The organism is Dankookia rubra (assembly GCF_004355005.1).
GTDB lineage: Bacteria > Pseudomonadota > Alphaproteobacteria > Acetobacterales > Acetobacteraceae > Paracraurococcus > Paracraurococcus ruber_A.
Genome location: NZ_SMSJ01000010.1, coordinates 63,816 through 82,077 on the forward strand (window position 1 = coordinate 63,816; position 18,262 = coordinate 82,077).

14 protein-coding genes are annotated in these 18,262 nt (G+C 71.8%); 11 read left to right on the forward strand and 3 right to left on the reverse strand.

The window, feature by feature from the left end; translation table 11 throughout:
• The first annotated feature begins 104 nt into the window (after positions 1 to 104).
• The 4 genes from E2C06_RS10775 (at position 105) to fzlA (ending at position 8,054) form a co-directional block, all read left to right on the forward strand.
• A complete protein-coding gene (locus E2C06_RS10775) occupies positions 105 to 1,064 on the forward strand; it encodes a complex I NDUFA9 subunit family protein (protein WP_133288608.1) in 960 nt (319 codons plus the stop codon).
• A gap of 239 nt (positions 1,065 to 1,303) precedes the next feature.
• The gene (locus E2C06_RS10780) at positions 1,304 to 2,770 is read left to right on the forward strand and encodes an NAD(P)-dependent oxidoreductase (RefSeq protein WP_133288609.1); all 1,467 of its coding nucleotides are present in this window, start codon (positions 1,304 to 1,306) and stop codon (positions 2,768 to 2,770) included.
• 5 nt (positions 2,771 to 2,775) lie between these two features.
• Positions 2,776 to 7,314, forward strand: a complete 4,539-nt coding sequence (gene gltB, locus E2C06_RS10785) for a glutamate synthase large subunit (RefSeq protein WP_133288610.1) — start codon at positions 2,776 to 2,778, stop codon at positions 7,312 to 7,314.
• Between the two features lie 71 nt (positions 7,315 to 7,385).
• On the forward strand, positions 7,386 to 8,054 hold the full coding sequence (gene fzlA, locus E2C06_RS10790) for an FtsZ-binding protein FzlA (RefSeq protein WP_133288611.1): 669 nt from the start codon (positions 7,386 to 7,388) through the stop codon (positions 8,052 to 8,054).
• A 61-nt stretch (positions 8,055 to 8,115) separates the two neighbouring features.
• Here fzlA and E2C06_RS10795 read toward each other — a convergent pair whose 3' ends face one another.
• Positions 8,116 to 8,946 carry a tetratricopeptide repeat protein gene (locus E2C06_RS10795; protein ID WP_133288612.1) on the reverse strand — a complete coding sequence of 277 codons (831 nt, stop codon included), beginning with the start codon at positions 8,944 to 8,946 and terminating at the stop codon, positions 8,116 to 8,118.
• A gap of 60 nt (positions 8,947 to 9,006) precedes the next feature.
• Between E2C06_RS10795 and E2C06_RS10800 the strand changes: the two genes are divergently transcribed.
• Positions 9,007 to 9,873, forward strand: a complete 867-nt coding sequence (locus E2C06_RS10800) for a Rossmann-fold NAD(P)-binding domain-containing protein (RefSeq protein WP_133288613.1) — start codon at positions 9,007 to 9,009, stop codon at positions 9,871 to 9,873.
• On the opposite strand, the gene E2C06_RS10805 is transcribed toward E2C06_RS10800, so the two are convergent.
• The gene (locus E2C06_RS10805; RefSeq protein WP_456305176.1) at positions 9,829 to 10,647 is read right to left on the reverse strand and encodes an alpha/beta hydrolase; all 819 of its coding nucleotides are present in this window, start codon (positions 10,645 to 10,647) and stop codon (positions 9,829 to 9,831) included. The two genes, E2C06_RS10800 and E2C06_RS10805, sit on opposite strands and share 45 nt — an antisense overlap.
• Positions 10,644 to 11,813 (reverse strand): fumarylacetoacetate hydrolase family protein, encoded by a 1,170-nt coding sequence (locus E2C06_RS10810; protein ID WP_133288614.1) that lies wholly within the window; start codon positions 11,811 to 11,813, stop codon positions 10,644 to 10,646. The genes E2C06_RS10805 and E2C06_RS10810 overlap by 4 nt, the downstream gene beginning before the upstream one ends.
• 166 nt (positions 11,814 to 11,979) lie before the next feature.
• Here E2C06_RS10810 and E2C06_RS10815 point away from each other — a divergent pair, with 166 nt between their 5' ends.
• From E2C06_RS10815 to E2C06_RS10840, 6 genes are all read left to right on the forward strand, one after another.
• Positions 11,980 to 13,314: an extracellular solute-binding protein gene (locus tag E2C06_RS10815; protein ID WP_133288615.1), complete on the forward strand. Its 1,335-nt coding sequence runs from the start codon at positions 11,980 to 11,982 to the stop codon at positions 13,312 to 13,314.
• A complete protein-coding gene (locus E2C06_RS10820; RefSeq protein WP_133288616.1) occupies positions 13,314 to 13,724 on the forward strand; it encodes a GFA family protein in 411 nt (136 codons plus the stop codon). The genes E2C06_RS10815 and E2C06_RS10820 overlap by 1 nt, the downstream gene beginning before the upstream one ends.
• The gene (locus tag E2C06_RS10825; protein WP_133288617.1) at positions 13,724 to 14,641 is read left to right on the forward strand and encodes a carbohydrate ABC transporter permease; all 918 of its coding nucleotides are present in this window, start codon (positions 13,724 to 13,726) and stop codon (positions 14,639 to 14,641) included. Before E2C06_RS10820 ends, E2C06_RS10825 begins: the two co-directional genes overlap by 1 nt.
• Complete coding sequence (locus E2C06_RS10830; RefSeq protein ID WP_133288618.1) at positions 14,638 to 15,465, forward strand: carbohydrate ABC transporter permease; 828 nt, start codon at positions 14,638 to 14,640, stop codon at positions 15,463 to 15,465. The genes E2C06_RS10825 and E2C06_RS10830 overlap by 4 nt, the downstream gene beginning before the upstream one ends.
• Before the next feature lie 68 nt (positions 15,466 to 15,533).
• Positions 15,534 to 17,081 carry a metallophosphoesterase family protein gene (locus tag E2C06_RS10835; RefSeq protein WP_133288619.1) on the forward strand — a complete coding sequence of 516 codons (1,548 nt, stop codon included), beginning with the start codon at positions 15,534 to 15,536 and terminating at the stop codon, positions 17,079 to 17,081.
• On the forward strand, positions 17,078 to 18,235 hold the full coding sequence (locus tag E2C06_RS10840) for an Ldh family oxidoreductase (RefSeq protein WP_241671211.1): 1,158 nt from the start codon (positions 17,078 to 17,080) through the stop codon (positions 18,233 to 18,235). The genes E2C06_RS10835 and E2C06_RS10840 overlap by 4 nt, the downstream gene beginning before the upstream one ends.
• Positions 18,236 to 18,262: the final 27 nt, after the last annotated feature.

The window sequence follows — 18,262 nt, forward strand, 5'->3', positions numbered from 1 at the left end:
GGGCCGGGTTTTTGGCGTGATCCATGGCGGCTGCATCCGGCCGCCGGTTGGCGCTGCCGGCCGGCGCGCCATATCGTCCGGCTGCCTCGATGGGAGCCCAGAGCATGCGCGGAACCACGGTACGCAAGGTCGCCACGGTCTTCGGAGGGACCGGCTTCATCGGCCGCTACGTGGTGCAGCGGCTGGCGAACATGGATTACGTGGTGCGCATCGCCACCAGCCACCCGAATGCCGGGCACTTCCTGCAGACCCAGGGGCGGGTCGGGCAGATCGTGCCGCTGGCGGCCAGCGTCACCGATCCCGGCGCCGTCGCCCGCGCGGTCGCCGGCGCCGACTTGGTGGTGAACCTGGTCGGCATCCTGCACGAGCGGAAGCCCGGCGACTTCCAGCGGCTGCAGGCGGAGGGCGCCGACACGGTGGCGCGGCTTTCGGCCGAGGCGGGGGTGGAGCGTCTGGTGCAGGTCTCGGCGATCGGCGCCGACCCGGCCAGCCCGAGCCAGTACGGGAAGACCAAGGCGGCGGGCGAGGCGGCGGTGCGCGCGGCCTTCCCCGGCGCGGTGATCCTGCGGCCTTCCATTGTCTTCGGGCCTGAGGACCAGTTCTTCAACCGCTTCGCCGGTATGGCACGGCTGCTGCCCTTCATGCCCGTGGTGGCCGGCGCCGCGCGCTTCCAGCCGGTCTATGTCGGCGACGTGGCCGATGCGGTGGCGGCGGCGGCGACGCGGGACGACGCGGTCGGCCAGACCTACGAGCTGGGCGGGCCGCGGGCGATCAGCTTCCGCGACCTGCTGCGCTTCATCCTGGACGTCACCGGGCATCGCCGGCCGATGGTGGACATGCCGGACGGGCTGGTGCGGCTGCAGGCGCGGCTGTCGGAATTCCTGCCCAACCCGCCGCTGACCCGGGACCAGCTGGTCATGCTGCAACGGGACAATGTGGTGGCGCCGGGGACGAAGGGGCTGGCGGAGCTCGGCATCGCCGCCAAGTCCGTCGAAGCGGTGGTGCCGGGCTATCTCTCCCGGTTCCGGCCGGGCGGGGGGCGGCGGCCGGCTGTCGCGAATTGATTGGTCCGATTCGGACCCAATGAATCGGGCCGGGCTGACCGGGGCCGTGCTGGGGCGATTGCCGCCGGCCCAGTAGGGCAGCAAAGCTGTCTTATGATCAAAAAAGGACTCGCCTGCGGCCGCGGGCGGTCCTATTGCTGCGTCCAACGCCCTCCTGGGTGGCCGGACGCGTGTGCCTTGCGGGTCTCCCGATGCGCCGTGCCCGACGATCCAGCTTCTGTGCATGCAAGGACCGCGCCATGGCCGAACGGATGCTGCAATTCGTGCGTCTCTCCCAGGCCCAGCCGGAGAAGCGCGACGTCGCGGCCCGGCGGTCCGATTTCGGCGAGATCTACCGGGAGTTCGCCGCCGACGCGGCGGCCGAGCAGTCCAGCCGCTGCAGCCAGTGCGGCGTGCCCTTCTGCTCGGTGCACTGCCCGCTGAACAACAACATCCCGGACTGGCTGAAGCTGACCGCGGAAGGCCGCCTGGAGGAAGCCTACGAGGTCTCCGCCGCCACCAATACCTTCCCCGAGATCTGCGGCCGCATCTGCCCGCAGGACCGGCTCTGCGAGGGCAACTGCGTCATCGAGAAGGGCTTCGAGAGCGTCACCATCGGCGCGGTCGAGAAATACATCACCGACACCGCCTGGGAGAAGGGCTGGGTCAAGCCGCCGACCCCGCGGCAGGAGCTGCCCTGGAGCGTCGGCATCATCGGCGCCGGCCCGGGCGGCCTGGCGGCGGCCGAGAAGCTGCGCCTGCGCGGCTACCAGGTGCATGTCTACGACCGCTACGACCGGGTCGGCGGGCTGATGATCTACGGCATCCCGAACTTCAAGCTGGAGAAGGAGGTCGTGCTCCGCCGCTGGCAACAGTACGAGGCGGGCGGCATTCACTTCCACCTGAACTGCGCCGTCGGGCAGGACGTGACCCTGGCCGAGCTGCGCGAGCGGCACGACGCCGTCTTCATCGCCACCGGCGTCTACAAGGCGCGCGACATCGAGGGCATCGGCAGCGGGCTCGGCGGCATCGTCGCCGCGCTCGACTACCTGACCGCGTCGAACCGCGACAACCTCGGCGACGCGGTGCCGGACTTCGCCTCCGGCGCCCTGAATGCCCAGGGCAAGCGGGTGGTCGTGGTCGGCGGCGGCGACACCGCCATGGACTGCGTCCGCACCGCGGTGCGCCAGGGCGCGGCGGCCGTCACCTGCCTCTACCGGCGGGACAAGGCGAACATGCCGGGCTCGATGCGCGAGGTGAAGAACGCCGAGGAGGAGGGCGTGGAATTCGCCTGGCTCGCGGCGCCGGAGGCCTTTGTCGGCGATGCCGGCTCCGCCGGCGGGGGCGAGGGCCAGGTGAGCGGCGTGCGCGCCGTGCGGATGCATCTCGGCCTGCCGGACGCGACGGGCCGGCAGCAGGTGGCGCCGATCCCCGGCAGCGCCTTCACCATCCCCTGCGACCTCGCCATCAAGGCGCTGGGCTTCGACCCCGAGGACCTGCCGCGCGCCTTCGACGAGCCGGCGCTGCCGGTGACCAGGTGGGGCACGCTGCGCGTGCACCACCGCACCATGATGACCGACCTGCCCGGCGTCTTCGCCGGCGGCGACATCGTCCGCGGCGCGTCCCTGGTGGTCTGGGCGATCCGCGACGGCCGCGACGCGGCCGACCAGATCGACGCTTATGTGAAGGCAAAGGCCGGCAACAAGCTGGCCGTGGCGGCGGAGTGACACCCATGGACGGCATCAACGAGAGCGGCGCTGCCTTCGTCGAAAGCTTCCGGGCGAACCAGGCCCGCCTCGAATCGGCGGGCATCGACACGGTCGAGCACGACGCCTGCGGCGTCGGCCTGGTCGCCTCCCTCGACGGCCGCGCGCATCGCCGCGTCGTGCAGGCCGGCATCGACGCGCTGAAGGCGGTCTGGCACCGCGGCGCGGTCGACGCCGACGGCAAGACCGGCGACGGCGCCGGCATCCATATCGAGGTGCCGCAGGACTTCTTCGCCGAGGTCGTGCAGCGCGGCGGCGACCGCATGCGTCCCGGCCGCATCGCGGTCGGCATGGTCTTCCTGCCGAAGACCGATCTCGGCGCGCAGGAGCGCTGCCGGCAGATCGTCGAGACCGAGATCCTGACGGCGGGCTACGGCATCTATTCCTGGCGCCAGGTGCCGATCAACACCGCCTGCATCGGCGAGAAGGCCAATGCGACGCGGCCGGAGATCGAGCAGATCCTGATCTACGACCCGGAGCAGCGCGAGGAGTCGGTCGTCGAGCGGGACATGTACGTCATCCGCCGCCGCATCGAGAAGCAGGCCATCGCCTCGCAGATCCCCGAGCTCTACCTCTGCTCGCTGTCCAGCCGCTCGCTGATCTACAAGGGCATGTTCCTGGCGGAGAGCCTGACGGAATTCTACCCGGACCTGCTCGACGCGCGCTTCGTCTCCCGCTTCGCCGTCTATCACCAGCGCTACAGCACCAACACCTTCCCGACCTGGCGCCTGGCCCAGCCCTTCCGGATGATCGCGCATAACGGCGAGATCAACACCGTCCACGGCAACGCCAACTGGATGAAGAGCCACGAGACGCGGCTGTCGCACCCGCTGCTCGACCCCTATCTCGACGACATCAAGCCGATCGTGCAGGCCGGCGGGTCGGATACCGCGACGCTCGACAACGTCTTCGAGTTGCTGGTGCGCGGCGGCCGCGACGCGCCGATGGCCAAGGCCATGCTGATCCCCGAGAGCATCGGCAACAACGCCACGATGCCCGAGGCGCACCGCGAATTCTTCTTGTACTGCAACGCCGTCATGGAGCCCTGGGACGGGCCGGCGGCGATCTGCGGCACCGATGGCCGCTGGATGGTCGCCGGGCTCGACCGCAACGGCCTGCGCCCGCTGCGCTACACCCAGACCGCCGATGGGCTGCTGATGGTCGGCTCCGAGACCGGCATGGTGAAGATCCCCGAGGAGGCGATCGTCGCCAAGGGCCGGGTCGGGCCGGGCCAGTGCATCGGCGTCGACCTCGCCGAGGGCAAGTTCTACACCGATGCGGCGCTGAAGGACATGATGGCGGCGCGCCGACCCTATGGCCAGTGGACCGACCGCACCATCCGCATCGACGGCATCGTCAAGGCCGAGCAGGGCGAGCCGGTGACCTATACCGGGGAGGTGCTGCGCCGCCGCCAGCTCGCGGTCGGCTATACGCTCGAGGAGCTGGAAACCATCCTGCACCCGATGGTGGAGGACAGCGCCGAGGCCATCGGCTCGATGGGCGACGACACGCCGATCGCGGTGCTGTCGGGCCAGTATCGCGGCCTGCACCACTATTTCCGCCAGACCTTCAGCCAGGTCACCAACCCGCCGATCGACAGCCTGCGCGAGACGCGGGTGATGACGCTGAAGACCCGGCTGGGCAATCTCGGGAACATCCTCGACGAGGACCCGACCCAGTGCGACATGCTGATGCTGGACAGCCCGGTGCTGTCCACGGCCGAGTTCGCCGCCATGCGCGACTACATGGGCGCCACGGCCTGCGAGGTGGACTGCACCTTCGCGGTCTCGGATGGCGAGCCTGGCCTGCGCCGCGCCATGGAGCGCATCCGCCGCGAGGCGGAGGAGGGCGTACGCAGCGGCTGCGCCCACATCATCCTGACCGACGAGCACCAGGGCCCGGACCGCGCGCCGATCCCGATGATCCTGGCCGTGGCCGGCGTGCATGCGCACCTGGTCAAGACCTCGCTGCGGACCTTCACCAGCCTCAACGTGCGCAGCGCGGAATGCGTCGACGTGCACTACTTCGCCGTGCTGATCGGCGCCGGCGCCACCACGGTGAACGCCTACCTGGCGCAGGAGAGCATCGCCGACCGCCACCGGCGCGGCTTGTTCGGCGAGACCTCGCTGAAGGACTGCGTTGCCCACTACAAGAAGGCGGTGGACAAGGGCCTGCTGAAGGTGATGTCGAAGATCGGCATCTCGGTCATCAGCAGCTACCGCGGCGGCATGAACTTCGAGGCGATCGGCCTGTCGCGCGCCCTCGTCGCCGAGTTCCTGCCCGGCATCCCGTCGCGCATCTCCGGCATCGGCCTGCAGGGCATCGCCCGGCGCGTGCTGGCGCTGCACCGCACCGCCTGGGACGCCGACGCCGTGACGCTGCCGGTCGGCGGGTTGTACAAGCTGCGGAAGCGCGGCGAGAGCCATGCCTTCGACGGCGGGCTGATCCATACCTTGCAGCGCGCGGTCGAGACCGACAGCTACACCACCTTCAAGCGCTACTCGGACGCCGTGCGGAAGCTGCCGCCCGTGGCGCTGCGCGACCTGCTCGACTTCCGCACCGAGGGCCGGACGGCGATCGCCCTCGAGGAGGTCGAGAGCATCACCGAGATTCGCAAGCGCCTGGTCGCGCCCGGCATCTCGCTCGGCGCGCTCAGCCCCGAGGCGCATGAGACGTTGTCGATCGCGATGAACCGCATCGGCGCCCGCAGCGATTCGGGCGAGGGCGGCGAGGACCCGGCCCGCGCCAAGCCGCGCGCCAATGGCGACAACGCCAACAGCGCCATCAAGCAGATCGCCTCCGGCCGCTTCGGCGTCACCGCCGAGTACCTGAACGCCTGCAAGGAGATCGAGATCAAGGTGGCGCAGGGCGCCAAGCCGGGCGAGGGCGGGCAGCTGCCCGGCTTCAAGGTGACCGGGCTGATCGCCAGGCTGCGCCACTCGACGCCGGGCGTCACGCTGATCTCGCCGCCGCCGCACCACGACATCTACTCGATCGAGGACCTGGCGCAGCTCATCTACGACCTGAAGCAGATCAACCCGGATGCGACGGTCTGCGTGAAGCTGGTCTCCCGTTCGGGCATCGGCACCATCGCCGCCGGCGTCGCCAAGGCCAAGGCCGATGCCATCCTGGTCTCCGGCCATTCCGGCGGCACCGGCGCCTCGCCGCAGTCCAGCATCAAGTATGCCGGGCTGCCCTGGGAGATGGGCCTGTCCGAGACCCACCAGGTGCTGCAGCTCAACCGGCTGCGCCACCGGGTGAAGCTGCGCACCGACGGCGGGCTCAAGACCGGCCGCGACGTGGTGATCGCGGCGATGCTCGGCGCCGAGGAATTCGGCATCGGCACCGCCTCGCTCGTCGCCATGGGCTGCATCATGGTCCGGCAGTGCCACAGCAACACCTGCCCGGTCGGCGTCTGCAGCCAGGACGAGACCTTGCGGCAGAAGTTCACCGGCACCCCGGAGAAGGTGATCAACCTCTTCTCCTTCGTGGCGGAGGAGGTGCGGGAGATCCTGGCCTCGCTCGGCTACCGCAAGCTGACCGACGTGATCGGCCGCACCGACCTGCTGAAGCAGGTCAGCCGGGGGTCGGAGGACCTCGACGACCTCGACCTCAACCCGCTGCTCGTGCAGGCGGATGCCGGCCCGCATGCCCGCTACTGCACCCAGGAAGGCCGCACCGAGGTGCCGGAGACCTTGGACGCCGACATGATCCGCGACGCCGCGGCGCTGTTCGAGCGCGGCGAGAAGATGCAGCTGCAGTACAACATCCGGAACACCCACCGGGCCATCGGCACCAAGATCAGCAGCAAGATCACCCGGACCTTCGGCATGACCGGCCTGCAGCCGGGGCATCTCACGGTCCGCCTGCGCGGCACCGCCGGCCAGTCGCTCGGCGCCTTCGCGGTGCAGGGCCTCAAGCTCGAGGTCTTCGGCGACGCCAACGACTATGTCGGCAAGGGCCTGTCGGGCGCCACCATCGTGGTGCGCCCGGCGCCCTCCTCGTCCCTCGTCTGGAACGAGAACAGCATCATCGGCAATACCTGCCTCTACGGCGCGACCGCCGGCGAGCTCTTCGCCGGCGGCCTGGCCGGCGAGCGCTTCGCCGTCCGCAACAGCGGCGCGACGACGGTGATCGAGGGCTGCGGCGCCAATGGCTGCGAGTACATGACCGGCGGCACGGTGGTGATCCTGGGCGCGGTCGGCGACAATTTCGGCGCCGGCTTCACCGGCGGCATGGCTTTCATATACGATCCGGAAGCGACCTTCGAACGCCGGGTCAACCCGGACACGCTGCTCTGGTCGCGGCTCGCCTCGGCCCATTGGGACGGCGTGCTGAAGGGGCTGGTGGAACGCCACGTGCAGGAAACCGGCTCGCGTCTCGCCGCCCGGCTGCTGAACAACTGGGCGCAGGAGCGGGAGCATTTCTGGCACGTCGTGCCGAAGGAATATGCCCGCTACCTCGCCCAGCCGATGGCCGAGGCTGCGGCGGTCGCGGCGGAATAAAGCGGGGATAAGGGAAGGCGTCGCGCCCGCGGCGCTTTTCCCGGCGGGGCGCGGATGGCATAAGCAATGCCGTGCGCATCCTCTACCATCTCCCGCTCTCGCCCTTCGCTCGCAAGGTCCGCCTCGCGCTGGCCGAAAAGCGCATCCCCTTCGAGCTCCGCGTCGAGCGGGTCTGGGAAAGGCGGCCCGAATTCCTCGAGATGAACGCCGCCTGCACCGTGCCGGTGCTGCAGGAGCCGAACGGCCTGTCGATCGCCGACAGCTACGCCATCTGCGAATACCTGGACGAAGCCTATCCGGACACCGGCCTCTTCGGCCGGACCCTGGCCGAGCGCGCCGAGACCCGCCGGCTGGTCGCCTGGTTCGACGGCAAGTTCGCCACCGAGGTCACCCGCAACCTGCTGTTCGAGAAGCAGATGAAGCGGCTGCTCGGCCGCGGCAACCCGGATGCCTCGGCGATCCGCGCCGGCTACCAGAACCTCCGCCCGCATCTCGAATACATCGGCTGGCTGGCGGAAACCCGGGCGTGGCTGGCGGGCCCCACGGTGAGCCTCGCCGATTTCGCCGCCGCGGCGCATCTCTCGGCGCTGGACTATGTCGGTGACATCGACTGGTCGCTGAACGAGGCGGCGAAGGAGTGGTATGCGCGCTGCAAGTCGCGGCCCTGCTTCCGGGCGCTGCTGGCGGAACGGGTGAGCGGGGTCACGCCGCCGGCGCACTACGCCGACCTGGATTTCTGACCGCCCGGCCAGGAGCCCGGGTCGGTCGGGCCGGCGCCTCGCGCCCTGCCTCCGCGCGGAACTACCGCCGCTTCGGCCCCGCCTCGTTCAGCGCCAGGTTCTGCTGCGCCAGGTCGGCCGCGGCGCTGTCCGGCGCCACCTCGATCGTCCGTTCCCAATCCGCCCGGGCGCCGCGGACATCGCCGCGGAGCTGGCGGATGATGCCGCGTTCCAGCAGCGCCTCGGCATTCTCGGGCGCCAGGCGCAGCGCCCGGTCCACCGCGGTGGAGGCCTGGTCGACCCGGTCCAGGTGGCGCAGGGAGGCGGCGCGGAAGACCCAGGCCTCGACCCGGCCGGGATCGGCGTCGAGCACCCGCGCCAGGTCTTCCAGCGCATCGGCGTAGCGGCCGAGCGTGCCGAGCGCCACCGCCCGGTCCAGCATCAGGTCGAGGTCGCCCGGCGCGATGGTCAGCCCCATGGTCGCCGCGCCGAAGGCCCGGCCGGACTGGTTGGCCATCATCCAGGCCTGCACCGCCTGCGAATAGATCGCCGCCCGCGCCGTGGCGCTGCCCTGGCTGCTGCGGCCCAGCGCCTCCAGCCGCTCCGCCGCCTTCTCGGTCTCCCCCATGCCGAGCAGGGCGAGCGCGGCGCAATGCCTGGCGCCTTCGCCGCCCTGGGCGGCCTCCCAGCTTTCGGCGAAGGTCAACGCATCGTCCGGGTCCTGCCGCAGCAGGCCGAGGCATTCCTCGTATTGCGGGCCGCTGGCGATCCGCGGGATATCGGGCGGCAGGGGCAGCGGCTCGCCGGCGGCCTCGGCTTCCGGGCCGTTCAGCAGGAACAGCGCCGACCCCGACGCGAGGGCGATGAGGGCGCCGGCGGCGGCGCCGAGCAGCACGGGGCGGATGCGCGTCACCTTGCCAGTCTAGTCGGATGCGCGAATCTGCGCCAGATCGACGGGATGATGGATCAGGACATGAGCAGGCTCCTCGTCGCCGGCCTCGGCTATAGCGGCAGCGCCGTGGCACGGCAGGCCGCGGCGGCGGGCTGGACGGTGCAGGGCACGGCGCGCGACCCGGCCCGGGCCGCGGCACCGCCGGGCGTCGAGCTGGTGCGGTTCGACGCGGCCGGCCCGGCGATCGCCGCCGCCACCCACCTGCTGGTCACCGCGCCACCAGGAGAGGCGGGCGATCCCGTCCTCGCCGCCCATGCCGCGGCGGTCCGCGCCGCGCCGGGGCTGCGCTGGATCGGCTACCTCTCCACCACCGGCGTCTATGGCGACCGCGGCGGCGCCGAGGTGGACGAGGCGACGCCGCCCGCCCCGGGCCAGCCGCGCAGCCGGCGGCGGCTGGAGGCCGAGCAGGCCTGGGCCGCCCTGGCTGGGGGGCGCGCGCTCGACATCTTCCGGACCGGCGGGATCTACGGGCCGGGCCGCAGCGGCTTCGACGACCTGCGCGAGGGCACCGCCCGGCGCACGCTGAAGCCCGGGCACCTGTTCGGCCGCATCCACCGCGACGACATCGCGCTGGCCGTGCTCGCCGCCCTGCGCCAGGACCGGCCGCCCGGGCCGCGGGTGCTGCACCTGGTGGACGACGAGCCGGCCGAGAGCGCGGCGGTGGTGGAGGAAGCGGCGCGGCTGCTCGGCATCGCCCCGCCGCCGGCCATCCCCTTCGAGCAGGCGCTGCCCGGCATGTCCGCCATGGCGCGCAGCTTCTGGTCGGAGAACCGCCGCGTCGCCAATGCCGCGACCAAGGCTGCGCTCGGCATCGCCTGGCGCTACCCGGGCTACCGGGAAGGGCTAGCCGCCATCCTCGCCGAGGAGCGCGGCCAGGGTCCGGCGTAGCAGCGCCAGGTCCTGCGGCCGCGACAGCCGGTGGTCGCCGTCCTTCACCAGCACCACCTGCACGTCCGGGCCGGTGAGGGCGGCGGCGATGCGCAGCGCGGTGTCCCAGGGCACGTCGGGGTCCTGCTGGCCCTGCAGCAGCCGCACCGGCGCGTCGAGCGGCACGGGCGCCTGCAGCAGCAGGTGGTGCCGGCCGTCCTCCAGCAGCGCCCGGGTGATGGGGTAGGGGTCGCCATAGGCGCTCGGCCGGTGCCAGACGCCGTCGCGCTCGATGGCGGCGCGGGGTTCGGGCGGCAGCGCCGCCTCGATCCGCACGGTGAAGTCGGGCGCCGCGGCGATGCCGATAAGGCCCGCCAGCCGCCCCGGCCGCCGCAGCGCCAGCAGCAGCGAGATCCAGCCGCCCATGGAGGAGCCGACGAGGATCTGCGGCCCTTCGGTCAGTGCGTCCAGCACCGCTTCGACATCCGCCGCCCAGCGGCCGATGGTGCCGTCGACGAACCTGCCGCCGCTGGCGCCGTGGCCGCTGTAGTCGAAGCGCAGGAAGGCCTGGCCCCGCGCGGCGCAGAAGGCCGAGAGATCCTCCGCCTTGCTGCCGGTCATGTCGCTGTTGAAGCCGCCGAGGAAGACCACGCCCGGCCCGCGCCCGGCGCGGCGGCGCCAGGCGAGTTCGACGCCGTCGCCGCGATCGAGGCGCCCGGCTTCCTCGGTCATCGTCTGGCCCGGCCGATGCAGACCTTCGCGCCTCTCGGCGCTGCGGTCATCGGACGCGCTCACCGCCGCGGCAGCCCGCGCTGCGCCAGGTTGGCGAAGAGCGCGCCGGTGCCGAAGCTCCAGGGCGGGCAGGCATCGGTGCGCGCCACCTCGTTCACCAGCGCGCCCAGCCGGGGCGTAGCGATGCGCACCACGTCGCCCGGCTTGTGGGTGAAGCCCTGGCCCGGCGCGCCGCGGTCCTTGCTCGGCGAGAAGGGCGTGCCGAGGAAGAGCGCCGTGCCGTCGGGGTACTGGTGGTGCGGGCCGATCAGCTGGCCGACGATGTCCTTCATCTCGCGGCTGAGCAGCCCGACCGCGCCCGTCTCCTCCAGCCGGAAGCCGTCGGTGCCCTCGATCGAGAGGGTGATGTCGGCGCCGCGCACGTCCTCGAGGCCGAAGCCGGCATCGAAGAGCCGCAGCACCGGGCCGAGCGCGCAGGAGGCGTTGTTGTCCTTGGCGCGCCCCAGCAGCAGGGCGGACCGCCCCTCGACGTCGCGCAGGTTGACGTCGTTGCCGAGCATGGCGCCGAGGATGGCGCCCCTGGCGTTCACCGCCAGCACCGCCTCCGGCTCCGGGTTGCTCCATTGGCTGATCGGGTGCACGCCGATCAGCGCGCCCGGCCCGACCGCGGCCATCGGCTGGCACTTGGAGAAGATCTCGGCATCCGGGCCGATGCCCACTTCCAGGTACTGGCTCCACCAGCCCTTCTGCACCAGCGCCGACTTCAGCCGCATCGCCTCGGCGCTGCCGGGCTTCACCGCCGAGAGGTCGTCGCCGATGATGCCGCGCACCTCGGCCCGCACCGCCTCGGCCTGGCTGGCATCGCCGCGGCAGCGTTCCTCGATCACCCGCTCCAGCATCGAGCGCACATAGGTCACCCCGCAGGCCTTCACCGCCTGCAGGTCGACCGGCGCCAGGAGCCAGGACTTGTTTGCATCGCGCTTGTTGTGCGCGCTGTTGGCCAGCGCCGCGGGCAGGTCGATCGGCATGGGCACGCCGCGGGCGCGGATGGCGGCGATCGGGTCGGCCTCGTTCAGCCAGGCGCTGGTCGTGCCGAAGGCCGGGGTCATGTCGAAGGCGGCGCCGCGCAGCACCGCGACGGCCGAGGGTCCTTCCTTGGTCATCACCCGTGCGGCGAAGCAGCCGTCCCGCCAGTCCTCCGGCAGCGCCATCCCATCGAGCCGCGGCATGCGCCCCATCCTCCCCCAGGTTTCTGCGGCGCAGCCTAGCCGAGCCGGGCCGGGCGGGAACCCCCCGGGGCGGAGTCGGAACGGGCTTGCCGCCGGTGCGGCTTTCGGCCGACCATCCCCGGGCACAGGCGCGGGCACGCATCCGCGCCGGACAGGGGAGAGGTCCATGGTGGACATGACGCGCCGCGAGGCGTTGCGGGCGGGCGCGGCGGCACTGGCCGCCCCGGCCCTGGTCGAGCGGGCGAATGCGCAGGGCGGCTTCGACTGGCGCCGCTTCCGCGGCGAGCGGATCGAGGCGACGGTGCAGCTTTCGCCGCGCGGCCAGTTCCTGCAGAAGAACAACGCGGAATTCGAGGAGCTGACCGGCATCAAGGTCGGGCTCGAGGTGGTGCCGGAACAGCAGCACCGGCAGAAGATCATCGTCGAATACGCCTCCGGCCGGCCCTCCTTCGACGTCACCGAGATCAGCCTGCACGTGAACAAGCGGCAGGTCGGCAAGGCGCGCTGGAACACCGACATCAAGGCGCTGATCGCGGATAGCAGCCTGACCGCGCCGGATTTCGACTTCGCCGATTACGGCGAGGGAATGGTCAGCTACGCGACCCAGGCGGACGGCCGGCTCGACAGCTGCCCGGCCGGCGCCGACTACTTCATCCTCTATTACAACAAGGAGCTCTTCGCGACGAGGAACGTCGGGATCCCGAAGACCTGGGACGAGATGGCAGAGGCCGCCAAGCGCCTGGCCGACCCGTCGAAGCAGATCCACGGCCATGTCGGCCGCGGCGTGAAGAACGCCAACGTGGTGCTGTGGTCGAGCTACCTGCTCGGCACCGCGCAGCGCGACATGATCGACGCCAACCGCCAGCTCATCACCGATACGCCCGACGCCATCTGGGCCGGCGAGACCTACCGCAGGTTCATCCGCGACCTTTCGCCGCCCGGCTCCATCGGTTTCAACTGGAACGAGTGCCAGACCACCTTCATGCAGGGCCGCGCCGCGATGTGGGTGGACGGCATCGGCTTCGCCGCCCCGCTCGAGGACAAGGCGCGCTCGCGCATCGCCGGCAAGGTCGGCTATGCCGTGGTGCCGCGCGGGCCGGGGCCGAACCACCATTGCGCGCTGTTCGGCGCCGGCTACGCCATCCCCGAGGCCTCGAGGAAGAAGGGCCCGGCCTGGTTCTACATCCAATGGGCGCTGGGCCGCGCGAACCAGCTGAAATGGCTGACCTCCGGCGCCGGCGTCCCGGCCCGCAGCAGCCCCTTCCGCAACGAGGAGGCGATCAGCCAAAGCCACTTCCCGCGCGAGTTCTTCCAGACGCTGGAGGCCAGCGCGAAGATCGCCCGCGCCGGGCTGCCGGAGATCGTCCCCGTTACCCAGTTCCGCGACGTGATCGGCTCGGCGCTGACCAACACGCTCGGCGGCGCCGACGTGGCGACGGAGCTGAAGCGGGCGACCGCCGAGTTCCGCCCGGTGCTCGAGCAATCCGAGCGGGAGAGCTGATGGCCGAGGCACACGAAGGCGGCTGCCTCTGCGGCCGGGTCCGCTTCCGCGTCACCGGCCCGCCCATCCGCACCTCGGTCTGCCACTGCGCCTTCTGCCAGCGGCGCACCGGCAGCGCCTTCGCCGTGCTGCCCTTCTTCAAGGCCGAGGCGGTGGAGATGACGGGGGCGGCGCCCGCCACCTACCGCCATGTCTCGGACGAGAGCGGCCGCTGGCTCGAGGTCGAGTTCTGCCCGCGCTGCGGCGCCAATACCGGCCTCCGGGTCGAGCGCGCGCCGCAGGGACGCGTCATCGCCGGCGGCTGCTTCGACGATCCCGGCTGGTTCGGGGTGGACCGGCATATCTGGACCCGGTCGAAACTGCCCTGGGTGGCGCTGCCCGCGGACTGCGTGCTGGAGGAGAAGGGCTGATGCCGCGCGACGCCGCCGTGCTCGACGGTGCCGGCTCGGCCGCCCTGCCGCGCCGGCGCAACTATGCCCGCCGCTATGCCTGGTTCGTCGTGCCAGCGGCGGTCGTCGTCATCGCCGTCATCGTCTTTCCCTGGGCCTTCACCCTGTACGTGTCCGCCTTCGACTGGCGGCTGGGCGGCGAGCGGCGATGGGTGGGCCTCGGCAATTACGAGACGCTCTTCACCGATGCCCGCTTCGGCTGGGCGGTGGTCCGCACGCTGGCCTATACCGCGCTGGCGGTGGTCGCGCCGATGCTGCTCGGCCTCGCCGCGGCGCTCTGCTTCCACCGGCGCTTCCCGCTGCGCGGCCTGGCGCGCACCGTCTTCATCCTGCCGATGATGGCGACGCCGGTCGCCGTGGCGCTGGTCTGGACCATGATGTTCCACCCGCAGCTCGGCGTGCTGAACTGGCTGCTGACGCAGGTCGGGCTGCCGCCGAGCCTCTGGGTCTATTCCGCCGATACCGTTATCCCGACCTTGGTGCTGGTGGAGGTCTGGCACTGGACCCCGCTGGTGATGCTGCTGATCCTCGGCGGCCTGGCGTCCCTGCCCATCGACCCCTACGAGGCCGCGAAGATCGACGGCGCCTCCCCCTGGCAGGCCTTCCGCCACATCACCCTGCCGCTGCTGGCGCCCTTCATCGTGGTGGCGCTGATCATCCGCACCATCGACGCGCTGAAGGCCTTCGACACGATCTACGTCATCACCCAGGGCGGGCCGGGCCAGGCCAGCGAGACGATCAACATCTTCCTCTACCTGCAGGCCTTCGCCTTCTACAACGTGGGCTATGCGAGCGCCGTCGTGGTGGTGTTCTTCGCCATCATCATGCTGCTCGCCGCGCTGCTGCTCTGGACCCGGCAGCGGGTGCGCGTGACATGAGGCGCGTGACCCGTGCGCTGGAGCGCCTGGGCTTCAGCCTCGCCGTCCTGGCGCTCGTCTCCCCGGCGGTGCTCGTCTTCCTCTGGATGCTCTCGCTGTCGCTGAAGAACGAGCTGGACAACACCGCCTGGCCGCCGGTCTTCATCCCCGACCCGCCGACGCTCGACAACTACCGCGACGTCTTCGCCCGCAACGACTTCCTGCTCTATGCCTGGAACAGCGTGGTGGTGTCCTTCTCGGCCACCGGCTTCGCCCTGCTGGTCGGCGTCCCCGCGGGCTACGGCATCGCCCGGATGCGCGCCATGCGGGCCGCGGCGCTGATCCTGATCGCCCGCATCACCCCGGGCCTGTCCTACCTGATCCCCCTGTTCCTGCTGTTCCAGTGGCTGGAGCTGACCGGATCGCTGCTGCCGATCGTCGTCGCCCACCTGGTCATCACCGTGCCGATCGTGGTCTGGGTGATGATCTCCTTCTTCGAGGGGCTGCCCGGCGAGCTGGAGGAGGCGGCGCTGGTGGACGGCGCGACGCTCTGGCAGGCCTTCCGCCATGTCGCGCTGCCCCTGGCGCGGCCGGGGATCACGGTGGCGACGATCCTCGCCTTCATCTTCTCCTGGAACAACTTCGTCTTCGCCATGGTGCTGGCGGGGCGGGAGACGCGCACCCTGCCGGTCGCGGTCAACAACATGCTGACCTTCGAGCAGATCGCCTGGGGCCCGCTCTCGGCCGCCGCCTTGCTGGTGACCCTGCCGGTGCTGCTGCTGACGCTGGTGGCGCAGAAGCAGATCGTCACCGGGCTCACCGCGGGCGGGGTCAAGGGCGGGTAGCGGCGGCGCGGCCGGGTTGCATCGCGCCGGCCGGGATCGCACCCTGGATGGGCCACGGGGGACATCGAATGCGACGCAGGGATCTGATCGCGGGCGCCGCCCTGCTGGCCGCGGGCCGGCCGGCACTCGGCCAGCCCGAGCCCTGGAACGCCGGCGGCGTGCTGCACATCCTGCCCACCGTCAGCCACGACCGCGCCCTGCTCAAGGTCTCGCTGCGCGACCCGCTGCACCAGCTGCCGGTGCTGCACCTCGACGGCATCCGGGTGCCGGGCGAGCGCCAGGACCTGGTCGGCACCTGCTGGACCTTCGATGCGGAGGGGCTGCAGCCGGCCTGGGACTACCGCCTCACGCTGGTCGATGCCGACGACAAGCCGCTCTGCGACCCCTGGACCCTCTCGACCTTCCCATCGCCGGGCGACCAGCCGCGCCGGCTGCGGGTGCTGTTCTACACCTGCGCCGGTGGCAACGACCTGCTGGGCCGGCAGCTGCCCATGGCGCTCCGCACCCGGCTGCTCGACCGCGCGCTGTCCTTCGCGCCGGACGTCCTCGTCGCCAATGGCGACCATGTCTACTGGGACCTGCGCAGCCGGGCGAAGGGCGCCTATGGCGAGCATCCCCGCGCCATCGCCGAGGTCGGGCAATTCGCCCGCGAAGGCGCGGTGCTCGACGGCGGCCACAACGAGGCGGTGCTGAAGCGCGCCGTGGCGCCGCAGATCGTGCCGCTCTACGGCACCCGCTGCCGCTCGGTCCCCACCTTCTTCCTGCAGGACGACCACGACTACTTCGACAACGACGAGGCCGACGACAGGCTGGTCACCTTCCCGCCCGACCCCTTCATGCGGGCGGCCTCGCGCGCGACGCAGCGGCTGTACTACCCCGAATTCCTGCCCGATGCGGCGCGCCCGCTCGGCCTCGGCGGCACGCGGGTGGATGGCGTGTCGCAGAATTTCGGCACGCTGCGCTACGGCCGGCTGCTCGAGGTCCTGCTCTACGACTGCCGCCGCTGGATGGCGCTGCATGGGCCGACCGGCGCCTTCGTCCCGCAGACAACCGAGGACTGGCTGCTGCGCCGGATCCAGCAGGGCGAGACCGCCCACCTGATCAACGCGCCCTCCACCCCGCCGGGCTGGTCGGCCGGCAAGTGGGGCGAATGGTACGGCGACGTCGAGGCCGAGGGCCGCCTGACGACGGCGCGGGCGAAGCCCTATTGGCAGCCCGGCTGGCGCGCCCAGCACGACCGCCTGCTGGCCGCCGCCAGCGCAAGGCGCGACCGCATCCCGCTCTTCATCAGCGGCGACCTGCATGCCAGCGGCGAGACCCGCATCGCCCGCAGCGGCGCGCACGACCTTTCGGCCAACCCGGTGGTCTCCGTGCTGTCGGGTACGCTCGGCACCGCCGGGGCCGGTTGGGCCTCCGCCTTCCGCGGCATGGTGCCCCAGGCGCCGGGCGGCCTGGTGGTTGACGAAACCTTCCCCGCCCGTGAGGAGAACGGCTTCACCATCGTCGACGTCACGCCGGAGGATATGACCCTGCGATACTTCACCTGGCGGCACGCCGCGCCCGAGGCGATCGACACGCTGGAGCCGTTCCGCACCACCAAGCTGGCCCGGGCGTGAGCCTGCGCCAGGATCCCCCCGCGAACCTCCGGTCGGATCCCGCCGCGAACCTCCGGTCGCATTCCCCCGCGAACCTCCGGTCGCATCCCCCCGCGAACCTCCGGTTCGACCCGGCCGCGCTGCGCGGCTTCGCCGCCGCCCTGTTCGAGGCCGGCGGGATGGAGGAGGCCAAGGCCGCGACCGTCGCCGACATCCTGGTCGAGGGCGACCTGATGGGGCACGACACCCATGGCCTCGCCCTGCTGGCCCCCTACCTCGATGGCCTCGCCTCCGGCGACATGCGGGGCGACGGCCGGCCCACCGTGCTCTCCTCCACCCCCGTGGCCGAGACCTGGGAGGGCGACAAGCTGCCCGGCCCCTGGCTGGTCCGCACCGCCGCCGACCTGGCCTCGGAGCGCGCGGCGATCTTCGGCCTCGCCGCCGTGGCCATCCGCCGCGCCCACCATATCGGCTGCCTCGCCGCCTACCTGCCGCGGGTGGTGGAGCGCGGCCAGGTGATGCAGCTGCTCTGCTCCGATCCCGGCACCGCCTCGGTCGCGCCCTGGGGCGGGACGCGGCGGGTGATCACGCCGAACCCGCTCGCCGCTGGCTGGCCAAGCCCCGGCGGGCCGGTGATGGTCGACGTCTCGATGTCGATCACGACGAACGGCATGACCGGCCGCCGGCGGGCGGAGGGGACGCGCTTCCCCTACCAGGCGCTGCTCGACGCCGAGGGCACCCCGACCGACGACCCCAACGTCTTCTTCGCCGAGCCGGCGGGGACGCTGCTGCCGCTCGGCGGCATGGCGGCGGGGCACAAGGGGTTCGGCCTCGGCCTGATGGTGGAGGCGCTGACCTCGGCGCTGGGCGGCCATGGCCGGGCCGATCCGCCGGCCGGCTGGGGCGCCTCGGTCCTGGTGCTGGTGATCGACCCGGCCCGCTTCGGCGGGACGGAGGCCTTCCTGCGCGAGACCGGCTGGATCGCCGATGCGGTGCATGCGAACCCGCCGGTCGCCGGCGGCCCGGCGCCGCGCCTGCCGGGCGAGCGCGCCTGGCGGCGCCGCGCCCGGGCGCTGGCCGAGGGCGTGGCGCTGCATCCCGGCATCCCGCCGATGCTGGCGGCCCGGGCGGCCGCGGCCGGGATCGCCGCGCCGCGGCCGATCGGCGAGGGGTGACGCGGCCGGGTGCCGCGGCTACCACGC

Coding starts and splice junctions, on each gene's coding strand:
- E2C06_RS10825 (WP_133288617.1), top strand. CDS start 13,724: ATGCCGCGCGACGCCGCCGTGCTCGACGGTGCCGGCTCGGCCGCCCTG.
- E2C06_RS10775 (WP_133288608.1), top strand. CDS start 105: ATGCGCGGAACCACGGTACGCAAGGTCGCCACGGTCTTCGGAGGGACC.
- E2C06_RS10780 (WP_133288609.1), top strand. CDS start 1,304: ATGGCCGAACGGATGCTGCAATTCGTGCGTCTCTCCCAGGCCCAGCCG.
- E2C06_RS10835 (WP_133288619.1), top strand. CDS start 15,534: ATGCGACGCAGGGATCTGATCGCGGGCGCCGCCCTGCTGGCCGCGGGC.
- E2C06_RS10820 (WP_133288616.1), top strand. CDS start 13,314: ATGGCCGAGGCACACGAAGGCGGCTGCCTCTGCGGCCGGGTCCGCTTC.
- E2C06_RS10810 (WP_133288614.1), bottom strand. CDS start 11,813: ATGCCGCGGCTCGATGGGATGGCGCTGCCGGAGGACTGGCGGGACGGC.
- gltB (WP_133288610.1), top strand. CDS start 2,776: ATGGACGGCATCAACGAGAGCGGCGCTGCCTTCGTCGAAAGCTTCCGG.
- E2C06_RS10830 (WP_133288618.1), top strand. CDS start 14,638: ATGAGGCGCGTGACCCGTGCGCTGGAGCGCCTGGGCTTCAGCCTCGCC.
- E2C06_RS10800 (WP_133288613.1), top strand. CDS start 9,007: ATGAGCAGGCTCCTCGTCGCCGGCCTCGGCTATAGCGGCAGCGCCGTG.
- E2C06_RS10815 (WP_133288615.1), top strand. CDS start 11,980: ATGGTGGACATGACGCGCCGCGAGGCGTTGCGGGCGGGCGCGGCGGCA.